22 protein-coding genes are annotated in these 24,051 nt (G+C 40.4%); 18 read left to right on the top strand and 4 right to left on the bottom strand.

All coding sequences use genetic code 11. From position 1 onward, the window contains the following. Window positions 1–225: 225 nt before the first annotated feature. The 5 genes from H0185_RS09785 to H0185_RS09765 all read left to right on the top strand — a co-directional run bounded on the left by H0185_RS09785 (window position 226) and on the right by H0185_RS09765 (window position 5,220). Window positions 226–1,065, top strand: coding sequence for a DegV family protein (locus H0185_RS09785; RefSeq protein WP_221873307.1), 840 nt, complete (start codon window positions 226–228; stop codon window positions 1,063–1,065). Between the two features lie 141 nt (window positions 1,066–1,206). Continuing rightward, window positions 1,207–2,712 carry an ATP-dependent helicase ComFA gene (locus H0185_RS09780; RefSeq protein WP_221873306.1) on the top strand — a complete coding sequence of 502 codons (1,506 nt, stop codon included), beginning with the start codon at window positions 1,207–1,209 and terminating at the stop codon, window positions 2,710–2,712. Next, entirely contained in the window at window positions 2,709–3,422 is a 714-nt protein-coding gene (locus H0185_RS09775; protein WP_221873305.1) for a ComF family protein, read from the top strand. Before H0185_RS09780 ends, H0185_RS09775 begins: the two co-directional genes overlap by 4 nt. A gap of 187 nt (window positions 3,423–3,609) precedes the next feature. Continuing rightward, complete coding sequence (gene hpf, locus H0185_RS09770) at window positions 3,610–4,155, top strand: ribosome hibernation-promoting factor, HPF/YfiA family (RefSeq protein ID WP_221873304.1); 546 nt, start codon at window positions 3,610–3,612, stop codon at window positions 4,153–4,155. A gap of 225 nt (window positions 4,156–4,380) precedes the next feature. Then, the gene (locus H0185_RS09765) at window positions 4,381–5,220 is read left to right on the top strand and encodes a DUF1028 domain-containing protein (RefSeq protein ID WP_246629112.1); all 840 of its coding nucleotides are present in this window, start codon (window positions 4,381–4,383) and stop codon (window positions 5,218–5,220) included. A 538-nt stretch (window positions 5,221–5,758) separates the two neighbouring features. Here the strand turns inward: H0185_RS09765 and prfB are convergent. Continuing rightward, window positions 5,759–6,860 (bottom strand): peptide chain release factor 2 gene (prfB, locus tag H0185_RS09760; RefSeq protein WP_221873302.1). Its coding sequence is split into 2 segments (ribosomal slippage): window positions 5,759–6,787 and window positions 6,789–6,860, totalling 1,101 coding nucleotides; the frame shifts between segments, so codons are not numbered across the junction. Window positions 6,861–6,984: 124 nt separating this feature from the next. Continuing rightward, on the bottom strand, window positions 6,985–9,492 hold the full coding sequence (secA, locus tag H0185_RS09755; RefSeq protein WP_221873301.1) for a preprotein translocase subunit SecA: 2,508 nt from the start codon (window positions 9,490–9,492) through the stop codon (window positions 6,985–6,987). Window positions 9,493–9,873: 381 nt separating this feature from the next. On the opposite strand from secA, the gene H0185_RS09750 reads away from it, so the two are divergent. From H0185_RS09750 to H0185_RS09730, 5 genes are all read left to right on the top strand, one after another. Beyond that, the gene (locus H0185_RS09750; RefSeq protein ID WP_221873300.1) at window positions 9,874–10,731 is read left to right on the top strand and encodes a YitT family protein; all 858 of its coding nucleotides are present in this window, start codon (window positions 9,874–9,876) and stop codon (window positions 10,729–10,731) included. A 53-nt stretch (window positions 10,732–10,784) separates the two neighbouring features. Continuing rightward, window positions 10,785–11,105, top strand: coding sequence for a cytochrome c551 (gene cccB, locus H0185_RS09745; RefSeq protein ID WP_343223118.1), 321 nt, complete (start codon window positions 10,785–10,787; stop codon window positions 11,103–11,105). A 462-nt stretch (window positions 11,106–11,567) separates the two neighbouring features. Then, window positions 11,568–12,254 (top strand): cell division ATP-binding protein FtsE, encoded by a 687-nt coding sequence (ftsE, locus tag H0185_RS09740; protein ID WP_221873299.1) that lies wholly within the window; start codon window positions 11,568–11,570, stop codon window positions 12,252–12,254. Next, entirely contained in the window at window positions 12,244–13,140 is an 897-nt protein-coding gene (ftsX, locus tag H0185_RS09735; protein ID WP_221873298.1) for a permease-like cell division protein FtsX, read from the top strand. The genes ftsE and ftsX overlap by 11 nt, the downstream gene beginning before the upstream one ends. Window positions 13,141–13,241: 101 nt before the next feature. After that, entirely contained in the window at window positions 13,242–14,561 is a 1,320-nt protein-coding gene (locus tag H0185_RS09730; protein WP_221873297.1) for a murein hydrolase activator EnvC family protein, read from the top strand. A gap of 108 nt (window positions 14,562–14,669) precedes the next feature. Here the strand turns inward: H0185_RS09730 and H0185_RS09725 are convergent, their stop codons facing one another. Then, window positions 14,670–15,035: a phage holin family protein gene (locus tag H0185_RS09725; RefSeq protein ID WP_246629111.1), complete on the bottom strand. Its 366-nt coding sequence runs from the start codon at window positions 15,033–15,035 to the stop codon at window positions 14,670–14,672. 439 nt (window positions 15,036–15,474) lie between these two features. Beyond that, window positions 15,475–15,753 carry an alpha/beta-type small acid-soluble spore protein gene (locus H0185_RS09720; RefSeq protein WP_221873296.1) on the bottom strand — a complete coding sequence of 93 codons (279 nt, stop codon included), beginning with the start codon at window positions 15,751–15,753 and terminating at the stop codon, window positions 15,475–15,477. A gap of 220 nt (window positions 15,754–15,973) precedes the next feature. On the opposite strand from H0185_RS09720, the gene H0185_RS09715 reads away from it, so the two are divergent. The 8 genes from H0185_RS09715 to H0185_RS09680 all read left to right on the top strand — a co-directional run bounded on the left by H0185_RS09715 (window position 15,974) and on the right by H0185_RS09680 (window position 24,032). After that, on the top strand, window positions 15,974–17,422 hold the full coding sequence (locus H0185_RS09715) for a S41 family peptidase (RefSeq protein ID WP_221873295.1): 1,449 nt from the start codon (window positions 15,974–15,976) through the stop codon (window positions 17,420–17,422). Window positions 17,423–17,815: 393 nt separating this feature from the next. Beyond that, complete coding sequence (locus tag H0185_RS09710) at window positions 17,816–18,991, top strand: PDZ domain-containing protein (RefSeq protein ID WP_246629125.1); 1,176 nt, start codon at window positions 17,816–17,818, stop codon at window positions 18,989–18,991. Between the two features lie 378 nt (window positions 18,992–19,369). Continuing rightward, entirely contained in the window at window positions 19,370–19,906 is a 537-nt protein-coding gene (locus tag H0185_RS09705) for an NADPH-dependent FMN reductase (protein WP_221873293.1), read from the top strand. 196 nt (window positions 19,907–20,102) lie between these two features. Next, complete coding sequence (locus H0185_RS09700) at window positions 20,103–20,858, top strand: hypothetical protein (protein ID WP_221873292.1); 756 nt, start codon at window positions 20,103–20,105, stop codon at window positions 20,856–20,858. A 173-nt stretch (window positions 20,859–21,031) separates the two neighbouring features. Further along, window positions 21,032–21,628, top strand: a complete 597-nt coding sequence (locus H0185_RS09695; protein ID WP_221873291.1) for a flavin reductase family protein — start codon at window positions 21,032–21,034, stop codon at window positions 21,626–21,628. 33 nt (window positions 21,629–21,661) lie between these two features. Then, a complete protein-coding gene (locus tag H0185_RS09690) occupies window positions 21,662–22,267 on the top strand; it encodes an alpha/beta hydrolase (RefSeq protein WP_221873290.1) in 606 nt (201 codons plus the stop codon). Window positions 22,268–22,543: 276 nt separating this feature from the next. Continuing rightward, window positions 22,544–23,305, top strand: coding sequence for a TVP38/TMEM64 family protein (locus tag H0185_RS09685; protein ID WP_221873289.1), 762 nt, complete (start codon window positions 22,544–22,546; stop codon window positions 23,303–23,305). Window position 23,306: 1 nt separating this feature from the next. Beyond that, window positions 23,307–24,032, top strand: coding sequence for a GTP pyrophosphokinase (locus H0185_RS09680; protein ID WP_246629124.1), 726 nt, complete (start codon window positions 23,307–23,309; stop codon window positions 24,030–24,032). Window positions 24,033–24,051: the final 19 nt, after the last annotated feature.

The raw sequence follows: 24,051 nt of genomic DNA, 5'->3' as shown, positions 1-24,051 counted from the left end.
TCATAAAATAATGCATTTTAAATTGAATTCATATAAAATGGAAAATAGACACAATGCTAGATATTAGTGATTCTTTCTAAAAGAGAAATCCTCTCATATTGGGAAGTGGAACGAATATAGCATTTCGGGTTGTTGCTCCCTTTACATACCCATTTCGTCACGCGAAGTCTCGCCAGGGAGAAACTACTCGTTAATTAGCGATAAAAAAGGTAGGTAATTCTATACATGAAAACGGCTGTTGTCACGGATAGTACCGCGTACATCCCGAAGGAATTACGTGAAAAGTTAAATATCCATATGATTCCCTTAAGTGTTATTTTTGGGAATGAATCTCTTCGTGAAGAAATAGATGTAACCGCAGGAGAATTTTATAAAAAAGTAAAAGACAGTGAGTTGCCAACAACTTCGCAACCTCCAATTGGACAGTTTGTGGAGTTGTTTGAAACCCTAGCAAAGGAATATGATGCGGTTATTTCCGTTCATCTTTCTAGTGGAATCAGTGGAACCTTTCAAGGAGCTGTATCTGCTGGATCAATGGTAGAAGGAATTCAAGTGTATCCTTTTGATTCGGAAACAGCCTGTATGATTCAAGGCTTTTATGCGTTAGAGGCGGCTGAACTAGCAGGACAAGGCTTGAGTGCTGACGAAATTATTCCGCGTTTAAATGAAATGAAGGAATCCATGCGCGCATATTTTATGGTCGATGACTTAAGCCATTTACAGCGTGGAGGACGGCTCTCCAATGCTCAGGCGTTTATTGGAAGTTTGTTGCAGGTTAAACCACTTCTTCATTTTGTCGATAAAAAAATTGAGCCGTACGAAAAAGTGCGCACGAAGAAAAGAGCCCTTAACCGTGTTTCAGACCTTTTAGGAGAAGATGCAGCTAACGGTGGAAACTATCGAGCTTCAATCATCCACGCCAATCGTGAGGAAGAAGCGAACGAGTGGAAGGCTGAGCTTGAGGCAAAATACCCCAATGTAGAGTTCTCTATTGGTTATTTCGGTCCTGTCATTGGAACACATCTAGGTGAAGGAGCGCTTGGGATGGGCTGGTACAAGAAGTAATTGTGTCTTCTGTCTCAAAAGTATACTTAAGTAAACGTCATTTCTAGGTTGATAATAAAAAAGCTTGGAAGTGGCGTTTTCTTTATATAAAAATGAGGAGGATATTATGGATACTCTAGTACAATCGGATGTTTATGTTCTATGAGGTTTGCTATAGATACTTATCAATTAATTCCGTCGCCGCTGCTTAAGACCAGGCCAGAAACAAAAACCATCTCTCAAATTGATTCACTGCCTCACATTCCACTTCAACCTTCGTTTTCTTTTAACCATGAACTTCAACGCTATCTTTCCGGAAAACAGTTGTTACTTGAAGAGCTCCCTTTTCCTCTAAAAGAAATTCAAGAACATTATCAAAATGGCTATCTCATTTATCGTAAGGCACTTATTCAAAATGGTAGGCAAAAAGAGTGTCTTCGCTGTGGGACGAAGGACCATCGCTGGTTTTCAACCTTTCCTTGTGCACGCTGTGGAGAAAACTGTGTCTACTGCCGTCAATGTCTGATGATGGGCCGTGTAAGTAGCTGTACGCCGCTTATTAGCTGGGTAGGACCGCTTCCAGAGATAGAGGGAAGTGTGAAGGACCAGGAGCTTTTACAATGGACAGGGACCTTGTCAGCAGGCCAACAGCACGCATCAAACGCAGTTGTCCATGCCACCCGACAGCAGACAGAGCTCCTTGTTTGGGCGGTTTGTGGTGCTGGAAAAACCGAAGTATTGTTCAAAGGAATTGAACAAGCACTTCATCAGGGCGGACGTGTTTGTATTGCGACACCTCGGACCGATGTTGTTCTTGAGCTAACACCTCGCATAAAGGCTGTTTTCCCAGACATAGAAGTTGCCTCGTTATATGGCGGCAGTGAAGATCGTCACAAATATTCCAGGTTGACCATTGCGACCACACATCAGCTTCTGCGATTTTACCAGGCGTTTGATACGGTAATCGTGGATGAGGTGGATGCCTTTCCTTATTCCGTTGATTCTACCCTTCAGTTTGCGGTCCAGCAAGCAAGGAAAACGGGTTCTACCATGATTTATTTAACAGCAACTCCAAGTTCTACCTGGCAGCGAGAATGTCGTCAGGGAAAAAGAGAATTTGTCACAATTCCAGCTCGATACCATCGCAAACCGCTACCTGTTCCGAAGTTTGTTTGGTGTGGCAATTGGGGAAAGAAATTAGCCAACAAAGCCCTACCGGATAACTTTGTTCATTGGGTTAAGAAGAGAATAGAAAAGAACAAGCAAGCACTCATTTTTGCTCCTAAAATTGCCTCAATGGAGCTCATCCTACCGCTACTCCGCAACTACCATCCGAATATTGAAGCTGTTCATGCAGAAGACCCACATCGGAAAGAAAAAGTGAACTCCATGCGAAACAAAGAAATCCTGATTTTACTAACAACAACCATTCTAGAAAGAGGCGTCACGTTCCCCAATATTGATGTCGCTGTGTTAGGGGCGGAAGACTCAATTTTTACGGAGAGTGCGCTTGTACAGATTGCAGGCCGTGCAGGGAGAAGCGCTCAATTTCCTAACGGGGAGGTAACCTTCTTTCATTATGGAAAGACCGAGGCGATGGTTCTAGCGCAAAAGCAAATTGTGAGCATGAACAAGGAAGGGTATAAAAAGGGGTTGCTGGATGAATGAAGCTTTTCTCAGATGAATATTGCCTAATATGTCATGGAATTAGAACCCCTGTTATCTCTTGGACTAGTCTGTTGCTAGGGACTGAAGAACAATTGGTTTGTGAAGAATGTCAAAATAAGTTCAAATCCCTTTCAGGAGAGAGGTGCGGCATTTGTAGCCGCGTTTTAGAGGTTGATTATAGAAAGGAAGAGCTTTGTTATGATTGTATCCGTTGGGGACAGGACTCTACATGGAGTGGGACTCTTACTCAAAACAAATCTTTGTATGAGTATAATGATTTTCTAAAAGAGGTAATCGCCAAATATAAGTATCGTGGTGACTATACTCTTGTGCGTGCTTTTACTAGCAGGATAAAAGAAGAACTAACCTCCCTGTCTTTTGACGCACTTACCCCCATCCCATTAAGTCAGGAAAGGTTGTACGAGAGGGGCTTTAACCAAGCAGAGGCACTGATAACCGAGGCGGGTTTTCGTCCGACTCATCTGCTAACCAGAATTCATACAGAAAAGCAGTCCAAGAAATCACGCTCGGACCGTATTCATCTGCCACAAGTTTTTCAAGTGGATGGTGAGTCCGCGTTTTCTCTAGAAGAAAAGACAATCCTGCTTGTGGATGATATTTATACAACAGGATCAACCTTAAGACATGCTGCTAAAGTGTTACTAGAGCATGGAGCTAAAAGTGTGAGTTCCTTTACTCTCGCCCGGTAGCTAACCGACAGTTATCGAGAAATTGCAACAGACTCCGAATGAAATTATTGCGTTTTTTTCATTGTTTTTACTATGATGACGAAGAAAACGTCATCATTTCGTCAATCTTTTCCCTGTTAATGCAGGAGTTCTTTGGGGTAAAATAGAAGTATAGATACATAGTCATTTTAAAGGAGGAGTATCGCTTATGAACTATAACATTCGTGGTGAAAACATCGAGGTAACTCCAGCAATTAGAGAGTATATTGAAAAGAAAGTCAGCAAATTGGAGCGTTATTTCAATGAGACACCAAATGCCAGCGTAAGCGTGAACCTAAAAGTGTATCAGGACAAAAAATCAAAAGTGGAAATTACTATTCCAATGAAAAACCTCGTCCTTCGTGCAGAGGAACTTCATGAGGATATGTACGCTGCGATTGACCTGATTACTGATAAATTGGAACGACAAATCCGAAAGCATAAAACAAAAGTAAACCGTAAATTCCGTGGACAAGACAGCATTAAAGATGTTGCTCCTATTTTCAATGAAATTGAATCAAACGTAGATGAAGACGATTTAGAGTTGGTTCGTACAAAGCGTTTTGATTTAAAACCAATGGATAGTGAGGAAGCGATTCTTCAAATGAACCTTCTTGGACATAGCTTCTATGTTTTCCATAATGCTGATACCAACAATACGAACGTTGTGTACAAGCGTAAAGATGGTCGCTATGGCTTAATTGAAGCTCAATAATAATAACAGTTAACAATCTGATTAAATGATAATCAGTGGGTAGAAGCCCGCAGCCTTCAAATGGCTGCGGGTTTTATTATAGGAGGCTCTTTTTCTCAAAGATGCTTTCGAAAGCTTTTTCAGTGAAAATAGCTTTTGTAGGGGAGAGAATAGCGCTACTAGGAATTTGTTTTTTTCACTTATATTTTTTAGGATATTAACAAAACAAGGATGGAGGAATGGATTTTGACTTTTTCAATTGTAGGATATGACCCGAAAGAGAAAGAGTGGGGGATTGCAGTTCAGTCCAAGTTCTTGGCTGTTGGAGCAGTTGTACCGTTTGCGAAGGCTGGTGTCGGGGCGGTGGCAACTCAGTCTTATGCAAACACAGCTTATGGACCACAAGCCCTAGCATTAATGGCCGAAGGGAAGACAGCTACCGAGGCGTTGGAGATTATTACGAAAGACGATCTAGATAAGGAGATGCGTCAAGTTGGCTTAATTGACGCTAAGGGAAATCCGGCTACTTTTACTGGCACCTATTGTTATGAATGGGCAGGAGGGATCACGGGTGAGCATTTTGCTGCGCAAGGGAATATTCTCATCGACGGGACTGTTGAGGCGATGGCCCAGACATTCACGGAAACGAGTGGTAGCTTAGCTGAACGGTTGCTAGCGGCTCTACACGCTGGTCAGGAGGCAGGAGGAGACAGCAGAGGGCAACAATCTGCCGCACTTCTTGTCGTCAAAGAAGGTGGTGGCTATGGTGGATATAACGACCGATACATCGACTTGCGCGTAGATGATCATCCTGAGCCGATAAAAGAACTTATTCGTGTCTATGAATTGCAGCAGCTTTATTTTGCAAAGTCTAAGCCGCAGAATATAGTAGAGATTGAAGGAGAAGTAAGGGCAGAGGTCGTTACACATCTGCAGCGCCTAGGGTACTTAAAGAATGAGTCAAAGAACGATGAAGAACTTCATAAAGCGTTTACTGCCTATATACATACAGAAAACTTCGAGGAGCGAGAGCAGGTAGCAGGGAAGATTGATTTGGATGTATTGTCGTTTATGAGGGGGCAGTGATTGGTATGGACAGGGACGCGTGCGGGGAACTGAACTCTACTTGAAAAAATATGCGGAGATTTGTTTTTAGATACGGTACGGAGTAGGGTATTTATTCGCGTACAGGGAATAAACTGTTTGAAACGGGGAATAAAATGCTCGTAACAGGGAATATAAATCACCTTTTTCAGAAAAACCAGTTAGAGTGGGGGTATTAATTGTTCGTTTTACTCCCAATTAGCAATGAAAAGCTGAAATTGAGGAAGAAATACCCTCCCGAAAAGTCTTTTTCTAGTATAAGTCATTAGGTTTTGGACTTGGATAGCGCATATTTTTGGCTTAAGAGATAGATTTGAGTGTAAGAAGGTCGATGTTTGGGTTGTATACACTACCCGGTACCGTATATATTCCCCGCAAGGGAATTAAAATCACGTTTTTCAGCAAAAAAAGAATAGGATTAAGGGTTTGTGACCGAAGGCAAACAAGTCAGCGCTTACCAGTTATTACAGAAAAAAAAGGCTGTTGAGAAGATGCTCTCGCCAGCCTTGTTTCTTTTGTATTATGAAATCTTCGAACGTAAGTAAGCATCAATAAATGGGTCGAGGTCGCCGTCCATAACGCCTTGAACATTCCCAGACTCCACGTTGGTCCGGTGGTCCTTGACCATGGAGTAAGGATGAAAGACGTAGGAACGAATCTGACTTCCCCAGCCAATTTCTTTTTGCTCACCGCGAATTTCAGCAAGTTGCTTTTCTTTTTCTTCAATTTGTCGTTGATAAAGTTTCGCTTTTAGCATCGTCATTGCGCGCTCACGGTTTTTAATCTGTGAACGTTCTGTCTGACAAGTCACAACCACTCCAGTCGGAACGTGGGTAATCCTCACGGCAGAGTCGGTTGTATTAATATGCTGACCACCGGCACCACTTGCACGGTAGGTGTCAATTTTCAAGTCTTCAGTTCGTATATCAATTTGGATATCATCACTTAACTCTGGCATCACTTCACAGGAAACAAAGGAGGTATGTCGACGGCCAGAGGAGTCAAATGGTGAGATTCGAACGAGGCGATGCACGCCCTTCTCAGCCTTTAAATATCCGTAGGCATTATGCCCTTTAATCGACAGTGTTACGCTTTTAATCCCCGCTTCATCACCAGGAAGATAGTCTAACGTTTCTACCTTAAAGCCTCTTTTCTCTGCCCATCTAGTGTACATGCGCAGAAGCATCGAGCCCCAGTCCTGTGACTCTGTACCACCTGCTCCTGGATGAAGCTCAAGAATGGCATTGCTTTTATCGTATTCTTCACTTAATAGTAACTCAAGTTCAAAATCATTTAAGCGCTGTGTTAACTCAGTTAATTCAGTTTCAAGCTCAGCTTGCAACTCGGCGTCGCTTTCTTCCTTTACAAGTTCATAAGAAACCTCTAGGTTTTCAAATGTTTCAAACATATCGTGGAAAACATGAACCTGATCTTTTAAAGCGTTCGATTCATTGATAAAGGTTTGAGCCTTTTGTTGATCATCCCAAAAATCAGGAGCAAGCATGATTTCATCTAGCTCTGCAATTCTTGCTTCCTTTGTTTCAAGGTCAAAGAGACCCCCTAAAGTCCGCTAATTTCTTAGCTGTTTTTTCGAGTTCATTTCGAATATCTGCTAATTCCATCTCTTTCACCTCATAAAAATAGATAATAACTATTATAGCCGATTTTTTGTTCAATAGGAAAAAGAGGCAGCGAAATATTTCGCTACCCCTCAAAAATTTTTTATTTCTTCCCACTATCTGCCTCTTACTCTTGTTTTCCATGGCAGTTTTTGTATTTCTTGCCACTACCGCAATAACAAGGGTCATTGCGTCCGATGTCCATTTGCTTCACAACTGGCTTTTTCTTTGGCTTTTCTCCGCCTTCTTCTTTCGGATTCACCGCATGCCCTTTTACCACTTCTTGGCGTTGAAGGTTATTGCGAATTTCAGCCTTCATGATATATCTAGCAACATCTGCCTCGATGGCCTCTACCATGCTTTCAAACATAGCAAAACCTTCTGTTTGATATTCACGAAGTGGATCAATCTGTCCATATGCACGTAAATGGATACCTTGACGGAGATGTTCCATTTGGTCAATATGGTCCATCCACTTCGAATCGACACTACGGAGAACGATGACTTTTTCGAACTCACGCATTTGGTCTGGTTCCATCTGCTCTTCTTTTTCATTATAACGTTGCTTGACTTTATCAAAAATAATATCAACAATCAGTTCGCGAGTTTTCCCTTCTAGGTCGGCAATTGTTAAGTCGCCCTCACGGAGAAGGTTCCCGTTCACATAGTCAATAATCGCGTCGAGTTTCCAAGCATCAGAATCCTCTACGGTATGAGCAAAGACATTTCGCTCGATTGAAGAACGAATCATCGTTTCAACAATCTCACGGAGGTTTTCAGACTCAAGGACCTCATCACGTTGCTTGTAGATGATTTCACGTTGCTGGCGAAGGACATCATCGTATTGAAGCAATTGCTTACGAGCATCAAAGTTATTGCCTTCTACACGTTTCTGGGCCGATTCGACAGCGCGTGTGACCATTTTACTTTGGATTGGCTGGGTATCATCCATTCCAAGGCGACTCATCATGTTTTTCATATTGTCTGAACCGAAACGACGCATCAGTTCATCTTCCATCGACAAGTAGAACTGTGTGAGTCCTGGATCACCTTGACGACCTGAACGTCCACGAAGCTGGTTATCAATCCGTCGGCTTTCGTGACGTTCCGTTCCGATTACGGCAAGACCGCCAAGTTCTTTAACGCCTTCCCCTAACTTGATATCCGTACCACGACCAGCCATATTGGTTGCAATGGTGACCGCACCGCGTTGTCCAGCTTCTAAGATAATCTCAGCTTCACGCTCATGGTTCTTAGCATTTAAGACGTTATGTTTAACGCCCTTTTTAGTCAAGTATCTTGAAATAATCTCAGAAGTCTCAATTGCTACCGTACCGACAAGCACAGGTTGTCCTAATGCATTGCGTTGAGCAATATCCTCGACCACCGCACGGAACTTTCCATCCATTGACGCAAAAATAAGGTCAGCACGGTCATCACGAAGAATCGGTCGGTTGGTTGGAATGACCACGACATTCATATTATAGATATTGCGGAATTCTTCTTCCTCTGTTTTTGCTGTACCAGTCATCCCGGCAAGTTTTTCGTACATCCGGAAAAGATTCTGGAAGGTAATGGTTGCAAGCGTCATGCTCTCATTTTGAACCTCTAGGCCTTCCTTCGCTTCAATCGCTTGATGCAAGCCATCGCTGTAACGACGCCCTTTCATTAGACGACCGGTAAACTGGTCAACGATGACAATTTCGCCATCTTGGACAACATAATCAACGTCAAGATGCATACTAGCATTTGCCTTCAACGCCTGATTAAGATGATGATTTAAAGTAACATGTGAGATATCAAATAGGTTGTCAATTCCAAAAGCTTTTTCAGCCTTCGTAATTCCTTCTTCGGTTAACTGAACCCCTTTTGTTTTTTCATCATAGGTATAATCTTCTTCTTTTTTCAGCATTCTTACAAAAGCATTCGCTTGAATATAGAGAGCTGCACTCTTTTGAGCTGATCCTGAAATAATTAACGGAGTCCGAGCTTCATCAATTAAAATGGAGTCAACTTCATCGATGACCGCATAATGTAGCGGACGTTGTACCTTTTGGTGACTGTAAAGCACCATATTGTCACGAAGATAGTCGAAACCGAATTCATTATTTGTACCATAGGTAATATCGGCAGCATAGGCAGCTTGCTTTTCTTCGTTATTCATTCCATTTAAATTTAGGCCAACAGATAAGCCAAGGAACTCATATAGCTGTCCCATTTCATTCGCGTCACGACTAGCTAAATATTCGTTGACGGTTACAACATGGACCCCTTTCCCGGTAATCGCGTTAAGGTAAACAGGCATAGTGGCGGTAAGTGTTTTACCTTCCCCTGTTTTCATCTCAGAGATATTTCCTTCATGAAGAGAAATACCACCCATCAACTGAACCTTATAAGGATAAAGACCAAGTACACGGCGCGCTCCTTCACGAACGACCGCAAATGCCTCAACTAAGAGGTCATCAGTTGATTCGCCATTTTGGTAGCGATCCTGAAACTCTTTCGTTTTCCCTCTTAACTCATCATCAGTTAATTTCTCCATATCGCCGCTCAAGGCATCAATTTGGTCCGCAAGCCTTGTTAGACGTTTTAAATCGCGCTTATTCTGGTCGAAAATTTTATTTAAAATCCCCATACTGACGCTCCTTTTATCAATTCATCTCTAAAGAGAACAATTCCAAATGTAAAAGGATTCGTTTAAAAGCCACGAATCCTTGCAAAATCCGTACTAATTCCTACTAATTTTACCACTTACTATTTGGAGTGACAACTAAAGGAAGATTGTATCCCTTTTTAATAGAAGTTAAATCTATAAAAAGCATTTATCTTGAAGAGGGTAAATTTTCAGCTCAAAAGGTAATTATAGCAGAAGCAGTTATTGAATCGTATTATTACCTATATACATAAACGACCAAGCCCTATTTTACCCCTTTAACACGGTAGTCTGCTGTCATTTACAGTTCATACCCCTCATGTTATACTCACTGCTGGAAATTTCAACTAAGGGGTCTTATTGATGAAAAAAAGAAGGCGACAGCCAAAGTTCGAAAAAGCGATGGAGTACATATATACGTTAATTGGTGCTTCCTTTATTGCATTAGGATTTAACCTATTTTTGCTCCCAAACCAAGTTGCCTCTGGTGGTGTGAGCGGAATCAGTATTATCTTGGCCAATGTCCTTGGGTGGGAACCTGCATTTGTGCAATGGTCTTTTAATATTCCTTTATTCATTGCGGGCGTTCTTCTTCTTGGTGGACGCCAATATGGCTTAAAAACACTTGTCGGAACCGCCTTTCTTCCATTTGTAGTATACCTTACAAAGGATATAGAGCCATGGACAAATGATCCGCTCTTGGCTGCATTATTTGGTGGGATTGGAGCCGGATTAGGTTTAGGAATTGTCTTTCGTGGAAAAGGGTCGACCGGTGGAACAGATTTAGCCGCACAAATCCTTAATAAATACACCGGTATCTCGTTGGGCACCTCAATTGCCATCATAGATGGGGTAATTGTGCTTGCAGCGGCGATGATTTTTGATATTGAACGAGGTCTTTACGCATTGATTGGTCTTTATGTGACAAGTAAAACAATTGACCTTGTTCAGGTGGGAATCGGTAGGTCGAAAATGACAATGGTGATCACTTCTAAACAAGAAGAAGTACGTGAAGCCATTTTGAATAAAATTGACCGTGGTATGACAAAACTAACAGCATATGGGGGGTATACAGATCAAGAACGCCCGGTCTTGATGTGTGTCGTGGACCAGTCGGAGTTCACAAAATTGAAACAAATTGTGAAATCCATTGACCCTAGTGCGTTTGTCATTGTTACAGACGCGTCTGAGGTTTTAGGTGAAGGTTTTAAAAAAGAGTAAGGCTGGTATATGATAGAAGTGTAGGGAAAATTTTCTTAAGGGGGGTACTTTTTGTGAAAAAGAAGTTATTATTTTCATTACTAATGGGAGCATCTCTCGCGCTTGCTGCTTGTGGTGGCGGCGAGGATGAAGGCGGCGGCGACGGTGATACAGCTAGCGCAAGTGGAGAAACTTTATACGCCCAAACTTGTTCAGGCTGTCATGGCGGGAACCTTCAAGGTGGTGCTGGTCCAGAGTTAGCTGCAATTGGTTCAAAATATTCTCAAGAAGAAATTGAAAACATTATTGCAAACGGGCAGGGATCAATGCCGCCGAAATTACTTGAAGGTGAAGAAGCATCAGCGGTTGCTGAATGGCTAGCTGCTAAAAAGTAATCTGAAAGACCTGTGAGAAACTCTCACAGGTTTTTTATTTACGTCAAGATTGAAGCGAATTAGAGTTATTTAATGAAGGAAACAGTAGAATTCTCAAAGAATATGTCTACAAATGGAAAATATGGTCCGACAAAGTTTTTGTGGTTTCTTGAAAGATAGTGATTACTATCTATACTTTACGAAGAAAAAGTTTGTAATCAGATTGAAATATATTGAATTATCAGTTTAACGTGATTAAAACCATGCCTCTTACAGTTTCCTCACTTTCAACCTCTGTACACCTTACATATTCTAGTATTTTAAACCACATTTTGCCGTATTTGGCAATAAAGAAAGTGTTTGAAAAGAAACTGTAATATTTTTATGGGTTTCATTAAGAGGTCTAAATGATATAATAGGTCTGTTACAAAATATGTCGAATGCTAGCCAGTAGGGAAAATACTATCAAAGGTGATTTGAATAATGATAGAAATGAAGGATGTATATAAAAAGTACCCAAATGGAGTTACAGCTGCAAACGGGATTAACGTGCATATTGGTGCAGGTGAGTTTGTTTATGTAGTTGGACCAAGTGGTGCAGGTAAATCTACATTTATTAAAATGATGTATCGTGAAGAACGCGCCACAACCGGAACGATTACTGTAAATGGAATCAATCTTTCTACTTTGAAAAATAGACAAGTACCAATATTCCGACGCAATATTGGCGTTGTTTTCCAAGATTTCAAGCTACTAAACTCTGTGTCAGTTTATGATAATGTCGCTTTTGCTATGGAAGTGATTGAAGAACAACCTAGTGCAATTAGGAAACGAGTTTTAGAAACGCTTGACCTTGTAGGGTTAAAGCACAAAGCAAGGATGTTACCAACTGAATTATCTGGTGGAGAACAGCAACGTGTCTCCATTGCAAGGTCGATTGTCAATTCTCCTAAAGTGGTCATCGCCGATGAGCCAACCGGGAACCTCGATCCGGAAACATCTTGGGGCATCATGAAAATCTTTGAAGAAATTAATTTACGAGGGACAACCATTGTCATGGCAACCCATAATAAAGACATTGTTAATGGGATTAAGCATCGTGTTATTGCAGTAGAAAGCGGCAAGATTACACGTGACCAACAGAAGGGTGAGTACGGATATGAAGGCTAGAACATTCCGCCGCCATGTTAAAGAAAGCTTTAAGAGTCTAGTCCGAAACAGCTGGATGACGCTGGCGTCTATCAGCTCTGTGACGGTGACCTTATTATTAGTCGGTGTCTTTTTCGTCATTATGATGAATTTGAATAGCGTGGCTACGTCAATTGAAGAGGATGTTGAAATTCGTGTCCATATTGATGTTGCAGCCAACCAGCAGGATAAAGATTCATTAGAACAAGAAATTAAAGGAATGTCAGCAATCGGTAGTATCCAATACTCTCCAAAGGAAGAAGAGCTTAATAGTTTAATTGACAGCTTTGGAGATGAAGGAGAAGCATTTAAGCTTGTTGAACAGGAAAACCCTTTAAAAGATGTGTTCATCGTAAAGACGAAGAATCCAGCCGATACTATGAAGGCGGCAAAAGAGATTGAACAGTTAAATTATGTTTCCAGTGTTAAATATGGACAAGGAACAGTTGAGTCACTATTTAAATTCATTGATATAAGTCGTAATGTTGGATTGATCTTAATCATTGGTTTGTTATTTACGGCCATGTTCCTCATCTCCAACACCATTAAGATTACAATTATGGCTCGAAGACGGGAAATTGAAATTATGAGACTTGTAGGAGCAACGAATTCCTTTATTCGCTGGCCGTTCTTTTTAGAAGGTCTATGGCTAGGGATACTCGGTGCAATTATTCCTATCGCAGCAGTATCGGCAGCTTATTATTATTTGTTTGACTTAGTACAGTCGAAACTGGCAGATAATAATTTTATTAAACTACTTGAATTTAACCCATTTGTTTATCAATTATCGGCCATCTTAATTTTGATGGGAGCAGCGATTGGAATATGGGGAAGTTTGATGTCTGTTCGGAAATTTTTAAAGGTGTAAATATTAGTAGAAGGGGTGTGCCCTTTCTACTTTTACATAACACTAGAATCATAGAGAGAAGAGAAGGTAAAATATAGAGAGATGAGAGGGGTACAACAAAAGTGAAAAAGCAATTACTCTCACTAGCAATCGTTAGTACATTAAGTTTGAGCTCTCTGCTCAGCCCGGTGATGGTGAATCGAGCAAGTGCAGAAGACATATCTAAACTAAAACAAAACCAAGAAGAAATTAATAAAGAGCGTTCAAGCTTAAACTCAGAGATAAAAGAAAAAGAATCAAAGATAAATGAAATTAAAAGCGAAAAGGCTTCTGTTGATGCTGAGATTAAAAGACTAGATCTTGCAGTTGAAGATGCAACAACGAAGCTGGAAGAGAAGAATGCTCAAATTGAACAAACTCAGAAAGAAATAAAGGATTTAAAAGCAGAAATTGCCATCATAATCGAGCGGATTGAAAAAAGAAATGAGTTGTTAAAAGAACGCGCAGCTTCCTATCAGGAAAGTGGCGGGAACATCAGTTATTTAGATGTTCTTTTCGGAGCTCAAAGCTTTAGTGATTTTATTGACCGCGTAGGTGCGGTTGCAACACTGGTACAAGCGGATAAGGATATCCTCGATCAGCACCAAAAGGATAAAACAGATTATGAAACAAAGCAAAAAGAAGTTGAACAAAAGCTTGCGGACTTAAAGAAAATGAAGGCAGAACTTGAAACGTTAAAAGCAACCCTTGACAGTCAGCGCGAAGAAAAAGCAAAGTTAATGCAATCTCTTCAGCATGAAGAAGAACAAATGCATGCAGAGATGATTGCTGCCGAAGAGGAAAATGCTGTCTTGGCGTCTCAAGCTGCCGCGATTCAAAGAGCGATTAATCTCGAACAATCACGCCAGGCTGAACTTGAAAAACAAAGAGCAGCAGAGGCTGCAGCTGCCGCAGCAGCTTCTGCTAGTACTAGTAGTGCCTCTACGCAAAAAAGCAATGGCGGAGGCTCTAACACAGTTCAAGCAGCATCCCTGCCAGCTGTTTCTAGTGGCTCCTTTACATGGCCAGCTTCTGGGGTGGTTTCATCTGGTTTCCGTGGATCAAGATCAAATCATCATGGAGTTGATATAGCGAAAGGAGGTCCAAATGTTCCGATTGTTGCCGCTGCAGATGGTGTCGTTATTCGTTCTTATTACTCTTCAAGCTATGGGAATGCCATCTTTGTCTCACATAGTATTAATGGACAAGTCTATACGACCGTATACGCTCATATGAGCAGCCGATCAGTTGGTAGTGGGGCTGTCGTAAAAAAAGGCCAACGAATCGGTACAATGGGTAATACTGGACAATCCTTTGGCCAACACTTGCATTTTGAACTTCATAAAGGTAAATGGAATGGGTCGAAGTCAAACGCTGTTAACCCTTTATCTTATTTACCTTAATAACATGTAAGGAGAGACGTATGTCTCTCCTTTTTCTCTTTCCCTAAAGTACTGTGGATAAACTTGTTTATGCTATCTCAAGACCGCAACGTTTCACCAGGGTTGTACTTAACAAGGGTGGTCGTCTTCCTCTTTTTCAATGGTTAATTTTTCTTTATATACTTTTGGATTCTTCCCATCTTTCTCTATTTTCTTCTCAACTTTTAATTTGTTTTTTCTTCTAGATCGAACGGTTTGTTTAAGCATTTGATGTCCCAGTACGGCAACACCCGCTGCTATGACTCCGTTTATTATTCCTTCTGTAGAAAAACCAAAAGCAATGCTTCCAAAGCTAATAGAGATTACTAATAAAATCCAGAGGATTGTCCAATCTGGAATCTTTGGTGTATGTTTTAAACCGTAACCGATTACCCATAGAGCTGGCACCATCATATAATAATTTTGATTGAGGAATTCTAGTAACAATTCCATCATTCTCACCTCCCATCGGAATTTAAATGACTGATATTTTAAGGAGATACCATGCCCTCTAATAAAAACACCATTCGTGCTTAACCGACTTTAATTAACTTCTACAGGTATTGTAAACTTCACCATCCCTAAAAAACGGATAGAAGTTACTATATATGTATATGAATTTTTATATGTATTTGCTTGGACAAGGATGCTTAGTGGGAGGGGAATTTAGTAAATATTCTGTTGATGAAAAGTGCTGTTCGTGAAGAGTGTTGCCGATATCAAGTAGCGAATTCATTAGCGTATGAACAGATAAGTATAGGGGGTTAAATCTATTACAAATTCATTTTTCATGATTAAAAGCCATAAACAAAAAATGTAGAGTTAAGTATCTTCAAAAGCACCAAAGTTTGGAAAAAAATCTTAAGAAAAGGGCACATTTGCATGCACCCTTTTCTTAAGGCTTTTTTTTCATTTGCTCTTGTGCCATTCGGACTAATTCCTTTACCATGTTCCCGCCGATTTGGCCACCGACCTTCCCAGCTTCTTCAGAGGTGAGTTTGCCATTGTAACCGTGCTGGAGGGGGACGTTGACTTCATTTGCTACCTCGTATTTCACATCATCTGGTTGATCCTGATTTACCTGATAACCTTTCTTTTTCATTACATCTACTTTTAATTTGTTTAATGCCTCTCGAGCCTCTGGAATAAGTGGTCGTCGATTTCTTCTCGCCATATCCATTCCTCCTGTAGTTTTCCTTAGTATGCACATTTAAGGGATAATACTTGCGAAATACACCGATTCCACCTATTAGCTAGAAGGGCTTTAAAGCAGGGGAATAGAATACCCAGTCAACTTGTCCATAATTAATGCTTCATAACTCGTCCTATGTCATCATATAATGGGAAGCAAGTCCAATAGAAAAAGTTAGGGCAAAGAGGCGAGGGGGACGAAAATGAAACGAAAGTGGATCGCGCTATTAATGACAGGGTCCTTGCTGATAGGTGCAGGAGGAACGTATGCCGGAATTCAATGGGTAGGGGCGACTGAACATAATATTGGAATAGGATTAGAAAGCTCGGATGGAGAACAGCCACAAGCGATTAGTACCGAAGGTCTTGAAAAAGTGGAGCAGGCTTACAGTCTAATTTTAAGTAGCTATGTTGAAAAAGTAGAGCAGGAAAAGTTGATAGAAGGGGCAATCCAGGGAATGCTCACCACCCTCGAGGATCCTTATTCGGTTTATATGAATGCTGAAACAGCTAGACAGTTCAATGAAACGTTAGAATCCTCATTTGAGGGAATCGGTGCTGAGGTGAGCATGGTTGAGAATAAAATTGTGATTGTCTCTCCATTTAAGGATTCTCCAGCAGAAAAAGCTGGATTAAAACCAAATGACCAAATCCTCAAAGTGGACGGAGAGAGCGTTGAAGGACTGGATCTATATGAAGCAACAATGAAGATTAGAGGGGAAAAAGGGACTACCGTCCAACTTGAAATTCAACGTCAAGGATTGAAAGAACCTTTAAGCATTAAAGTGAAAAGAGATGAAATTCCACAAATAACCGTCCATGCTGACATGAAACAGCAAACGGGTGAAAATATCGGGTATTTGGAAATCACTTCTTTTTCTGAAGATACAGCAAAAGAGTTTCACGACGAGCTAGAAAAGCTTGAGAAACAAAAAATGGAAGGGCTTATTATTGATGTGCGTGGAAACCCAGGTGGTTTTCTATCAAGTGTACAAGAAATATTGAAAGAATTGGTTCCTGATGAAAAGCCACTTTATCAAATTGAGGAACGAGATGGAGAGAAAACTCGATACTTCTCATCACTAAAGAAAAAGAAGAGTTATCCAATTGTCGTCCTAACCGATAAGGGCAGTGCATCTGCATCCGAGATATTGGCTGGCGCATTAAAAGAGGCTGGCGACTATCCTGTGGTTGGGGAGAAAACCTTTGGCAAAGGCACAGTTCAGCAGGCAGTGCCAATGGGGGATGGCAGTAATATTAAGCTGACTTTATTTAAATGGTTAACCCCAGATGGAAATTGGATTCATCAAAATGGGATTGAGCCAACTGTGCCGGTTGAGCAACCAATGATCTATCACACGCATCCAATCCAAATTGAGCAGCCATTAAAACTCGATATGAATAACGAGCAAGTGAGAAATGCGCAGGAAATTTTGGAAGGGATCGGCTATGTCCCGGGACGAACAGATGGCTATTTTAATGAGAAAACGAAAATGGCCGTAAAAGCCTTCCAGCGTAAAAAGGATATGGACGTAACTGGCGTGATCGATGCTAAAACCGCCACGGCACTCGAAGAAGCAGCTCGTGAAGAAATGAAAAAAGAAGAGAACGACGCCCAGCTGCGAACAGCAATAAAGCTTTTAGTGCAATAGCATTATGCTCGTAGGAAAAAGCACCGCTTTTAAATGATTGTGACCAGTCCAAAGATGGACTGGTTTGTTTTTTTGTGTAATTGGAGTCCTGAAAATCTACCTAGGAGGCCCAGTCGGATGGTGAAAAGTTTACGAATTACCTAGTTTCTTTTACGCAACGCTACGTTTTCATCAAATTTATGCTATAAAACCCCCGACTTTCGCAACAAGGTAGAATATATGTAAAGTTTCAACAATCTTAATCTACTCCAAAGGTCACAACTATAGGATTTTCCAAAACTAGTAATATGTTTTAACCGGAAGTTTTGATAAAATAGAGTTAACTGACTATAACAATGAACATAATATTTTTACAATAAAGGCTGGTGACATTGGGTGACGTTCGTTTGGTTAATGGAGTTGCTAAAAGGAACAGGGAAGTTATTGCTTCACCCTTTGTTCTATTATTTCTTTTTTATTGCAGCGTATTTAGGAGTGTCTCGAGTAAAACGTGAGCGGCAGAACTTTCATACTCGAGCAGAGGATGCCTTTTTTGAATTGCGGCAGTTACTGCCCACTGGACTAATCATTGGGTTAGTTCTTTCTGTCATCACGATTGTATCGGGACTGGTTATTCCATTTGCGTTAGTTATCGTCATCGGCGTTATGACGCTATTACTAAGCATACCTGTCAGAGCGAGACTGTTATCTCCAGTTTACGCGGTGGGGAGCGCGTTTTTTGTTCTTATTTTTACCGCGGGACAAGATTGGGGAATACCAGTAATCGGAAAGTACTTTGAGTCTATCGAGGATCAAATTTACCCATCTGTTGCGATTCTCTTAGCTCTCCTTGTGATTGGTGAGGGAATCTTAATTCGAACGAATGGTGTAAAAGGATCATCGCCAAAACTTACCAAGAGTCGTCGTGGACAAACCGTTGGTGTTCATGAGGTTAAACGACTATGGATGCTTCCCGTTTTTCTATTGATTCCAGGTGAAGTGTTAGAACCGCCGTTTTCTTGGTGGCCAGTTTTTGAAATGGGGAATCAGTTGTATTCTCTGATGCTTGTGCCTTTTGCGGTGGGAATCCAGCAACAGATTCAAGGAAAGTTACCAAAGGAAGCCATTCGTATGCATGGAGGACGGGTACTAGGACTAGGAGTTCTCGTTTTGGCTGTTGCTGTTGTAGGATATTGGTTCCCAGTTGCCTCCATTGCGGCAGTTGCACTTGCCATGGTTGGTAGAGAATTGATTTATCTGGTTCAGAGAGTTCGGGATGAAAACCGACCTTTTTATTTCTCTAAACAGAATCAAGGGGTAATGATTCTTGGGGTTATTCCGGGGTCGCCTGCAGCAAAAATGGATCTGCAGGTTGGGGAGCTCGTAACAAAAGTGAACGGCATTCAAGTGAAGGACGAAAAAAGCTTTTATGAAGCGATTCAACGCAATGCAGCCCACTGTAAGCTTGAGGTTCTTGATACAAAGGGTCAAATCCGCTTCGTACAGCGTGCGTTATATGAAGGTGACCATCACCAACTAGGCATCCTTTTTGTTCAGGATGAAAAGAAATGGGATAGTGCCGCGGTTTAGTGTTTGAAAGAAATTTTAAGTAAAGAAAGGTTCACTGATAAAACAGGAACCTTTCTTTTTTTTAAGCCCTTTTATCAAGCTTCGTTGCTTTTTGAAGAGCAGGGGCACGCTGATTTTAGAACCTTTCTGATGAATTACAATAATGAAAATTCTGCGTTTTTTATTCCATTTAATAGATACATCCACCTTTTGTTAAGCTCACAATCTTCTTCTTTGACAGGGAGGATGTTTGTCGGTTACAATTACTTTGAATTCGAGATTTTTTATTCTTTGAAGATACATATGTACCGGTTAGTACGTATGTTGAATAAAGTCAAACATTTAGCTAAATATCTCGATTTAAAATATTTTTAATCAAAGATATAGGGGGAATATGGTATGTTAAAAATAGGAATTATTTTAGGGAGTACTCGTCAAGGGCGTGTTAGCCCACAAGTTGGGGAATGGGTAAAAGGAATTGCAGATCAGCGTACAGATGCAGAGTTTGAAATCGTAGACATCGCTGACTATCAACTTCCATTTTTAGGAACTACGGATGGTACTGAACCTGGTATCGCGGCTTGGAATGAAAAACTTGCAAGTCTAGATGGTTTTGTTTTTGTTGTTCAAGAATACAACCACAGTATTACAGGGGCCTTGAAAAATGCAATCGATTTTGCTCGTGAAGCATGGTACAACAAAGCAGCTGGAATTGTTAGTTACGGATCAACTGGTGGAGCACGCGCTGCGGAACACTTACGTGGAATTCTCGCAGAAATTAAAGTTGCCGATGTTCGCACACATCCAACCTTGTCATTGTTTACAGACTTTGAGAATATGTCAGAGTTCAAACCACAGGAATTACACCTTGATAACGTTACTAGCATGCTTGAAGAGGTTGTTACTTGGAGCACCGCACTAAAAACAATTCGATAATAGAATGATGAGAGGCATCCACAACATCGTGGGTGTTTTTTTATTCTTGTAAGGGCGTAAATATTTATATAATTGCAAATAGGTAAAAAGTTTCTTAAAATAAATGACTATAAACTGTATAATTAGGATAAATGGCATCTTGGCTAATAGAGAATGGAAAATAGAATATCGTTTTTAAAAGGGAGAGGCAATAGAGATGAACTTCTTTGATTCCAATGAAACTATTCAGAGCTTGAATGCAATAGGAGAAAATATATTTGTAGTAGATACAAATTTTGACATTGTATGGGCGAATAACTATGCTGATGAACTAATAAAGAAAATAGGGCCTTATATTGAGGTCGGTAGGAAAGAAGACCTATATGGTCGTAACATTAGTGAATTTCATCACAATGAGGCGAAGAAGCAAATTGGGATTATGCAAGATGGCCCGTTTCCTTATAGCACGAAAATAAATCTTTTTAATACGTTCCGCGCCAATATTGTGATCAGTCCGATGGAGCGTTATGGGAAAAGAATTGGATATGTTTTGACCTGGAAGGACGTTACAGAATATGAAGAGACTCAGGCAATCATGGAGGGTATGTATACCCCAATCATCGAAATGCATTTGGACCATGTTCTCTTAATCCCAATAACTGGGGTTTTAACAGAGCATCGCATAGGGAAAATGAGGGATAAGACCTTGCAAATGGCATCAGAAAAGAGTGCAGAGTATGTACTGATTGATTTTACTGGGATGACAGAGGTAGATGAGGGATTTGTATTAAATGAAATCAATTCTCTTGCAAGTGCACTGAGGTTATTGGGTGCTGAAGTGATTTATACTGGTTTCTCCGTAAGTTTAGTTAAAATGATGGTAAATCAAGGGATTCATGTTAATGCAATAACCTTTAACACTGTAAAACAAGCGATGAATTACTTAGTTAGTAAAAAGATACATACAGATTGATGAAAAAAAGTGAATACTAATTTCTAAGTCAAGGCTGTTATCATTAACCCTTGGCTTTTTCGCGTAGGTGAAAATAGTCTGTTCATTTAGAGGCATTTTAATAAGGCTAATTGATATACTATTTCCAACTGAAATGAGAGAATATAAGGAAAAACTAGAAGGAGGGTATTCCCTTGCTGACGATTGACCCTTCAAGTAATACCGAGAGAGAAAATTATAAACTGTTGATTGGAAGTATTATTCCGAGACCGATTGCCTTTGTAACGACCTTGTCGCAGGCAGGGGTGTTAAATGGTGCACCCTTCAGTTATTTTAATATCGTTTCTGCGAATCCTCCGATGGTTTCAATGTCGATTCAGCGTTCAGGTGGCAAGCAAAAAGATACGGCACGAAATATCCTTGAAACGAAAGAATTCGTCATTCATATTGTAGATGAAGATAATGTGGATAAAATCAATGAAACAGCAGCAAGTCTCCCGCCTGAGCAAAGTGAGATTGACTTGGCCAAGCTGTCACCTGTACCAAGTACAGAAATCTCCGTGCCCGGAGTCATGGAATCAAAGATCAGAATGGAATGCGTCTTAGAGCAGGCTATAGAAGTAGCTGGCACGACTGACTTAATTATCGGTAGAATCGTTCAGTTCCATATCGATGAAGCAATTTATGAACAAGGGAAAATCGACCCTACTGGCCTAGCTGCGGTCAGCCGATTAGCAGGTAATGACTATGCAAAGATTGGTGAAACTTTTACAATCACACGACCAAAATAAAAAACCTCTAATGGAGGTTGGGAGGAATTGAGCATGAAACATCTTTTTCAGAAACCAAATGACCCGTCAAGACCCACATTATTATTGCTACACGGGACTGGTGGGAATGAACAGGACCTACTGCCACTTGCAGGAAGAATTGATGAAAACGCAGCTGTACTAAGCGTGCGAGGCAATGTTCTTGAGAACGGTATGCCGAGGTTCTTTAGACGCTTAGCTGAAGGGGTATTCGATGAGGAAGATTTAGTTTTCCGTACCAATGAACTAAATGAGTTTCTTGACCAAGCAGCAGTAGAATACAAGTTCGACAGGCAAAACATTGTTGCAATAGGCTACTCGAACGGGGCGAATATAGCTGGAAGTCTTATGTTCCACTACCAGGATGCTTTACGTGGAGCTATTTTACACCATCCGATGGTCCCTCGCCGCGGCATTCAATTGCCAGATCTATGTGGGAAGCCGGTCTTTATTGGGGCAGGAACTAACGATCCGATTTGCCCTGCACAGGAATCTGAAGAGTTAAAGTCATTATTAGAAAAGGCGAATGCGTCAGTGCAATTGCATTGGGAGAACCATGGGCACCAATTAACTTTTGGGGAAGTGGATGCTGCTGAAAAGTGGTATAAAAATAACTTTTAGCCACTATTATATATCAGAATTCGTAGAGGAAGGGCAACTGAATGTCCTTCCTTTTTGGTCTTGCTGATCAGGTGAATTTCCTTGCCCTCCAACTTTGTTTAATGAGATAATTATTATGATCTATTTGAGTTTTTGAGTATTGCCACTATGCCATTTTCTAAACGCAACTACTAACTTCCTCTAATAATTTCTACTCATCTTAAAGTTTCAGGAAACTCTATGTTAAAGGCATCATTATGGGAGAGACATCATTTTAAGATGGAGAATAGGGTGATTATGAATAATAAATGGGGCAAACTAACCTTTAATAAGGACAACAAGGTAAAATTAAAATTTCTATTTGCGATTACGCTGTTGGTAACCTTTTTCTTTTTATTTATTTTTAACCGGGACTTATTTCATTTGATTCTTGAAGGGGACATGGATACGATCAGGTCCCACTTCGCAGATAATCTACTAAAGGCGTACGTGATTATGGGCATCATTATGGTGATTCAAAACAGTTTTACCATTATCCCCCTTATCTTAGTCATTACCATTAACATCACTCTATTTGGGATTGTTTATGGATTTTTGTGGAGTTGGCTGACTAGTATCATTGCTGCTGTATTGGTTTTTATTTCCGTAAGATACCTCTTTAAGGACCGGTTACTAAACCGCTTTCGTTCAGAAAACCTAACGAATATTGAGAAACGTGGATTTGCCTATGTGTTTCATGCGCGGATTTTTCCGTTTGTCCCAACGAGTCTAATCAATATCTTAGCAGGGGTAACCGCAATCCGTTTTAAACATTTTTTATTCGGGACGATGTTAGGGAACTTCCTTTTTTTTATCGTCCTTGCCCTTATCCCTGCAGGAATTCTGTCCATTAATTTGAATGAATATGAGATAGGGATGATTTTGTTCCTTTGTATTACTCTTTTCCTTGGAATCAGAAGAGTTTATCGTCAAAAAACAAGGTCAAAGCATCACCTAGAAGAAACTATCCAAACAGAGAAAGAAGATGTATTACTTGAAGAGAAACGTAAGTCTAACTGACATGAAGGCTTTGAAAATTGAATTAACTCGATTTATGATGGCCTATAAATTTGCTTTAGATGAAATGAATACGAAAATTAATATCCTTAAGGACGAATTTAATTATATTCATGACTATAATCCGATTGAGCATGTCAAATCACGGGTAAAGTCACCTGAAAGCATTTTAAAAAAAGTTCAGCGAAAAAATCTCGATCTTTCATTGGATTCGATTCAGGAAAATATAAAGGATATTGCCGGGATTAGGGTTACCTGTTCTTTTGTTTCGGACATTTATAAAATTAGTGAGATGCTTCAAACGCAAAAAGATATTAAACTATTGGATAGTAAGGACTACATTAAAAACCCAAAGCCAAACGGGTACCGGAGTCTTCATCTTATCCTCGAAATCCCTGTGTTCATGTCGGATGGAGAACAACTCATTCCTGTTGAAATCCAAATTCGGACCATTGCGATGGATTTCTGGGCCAGCCTCGAGCATAAAATTTTTTATAAATATAATAAAGAAGTTCCACAAAGCCTGCTGAATGAATTGAAAGAAGCAGCAACAACGGCTGCTGAATTGGATGTTAAGATGGAGCGGATCAACAGAGATATCAATATTTTTAAGGAAAAGGACCAGCTTGAAGAAGAAGCAATGTTAATTAATGTGAATGAAGAACATATGGCATTGCCGCTAAGACTTTTAAAATTTATTGGTCAAACAAAAAAAGAAACAGATTACTAGGGGGTACCCCCTGTTACAA

Source organism: Mesobacillus maritimus (assembly GCF_019749255.1).
Taxonomy (GTDB): domain Bacteria; phylum Bacillota; class Bacilli; order Bacillales; family Cytobacillaceae; genus Mesobacillus_B; species Mesobacillus_B maritimus_A.
The sequence above is the reverse complement of the archived record's forward strand: the minus strand, read 5'-3'. Positions and strand labels throughout refer to the sequence as shown.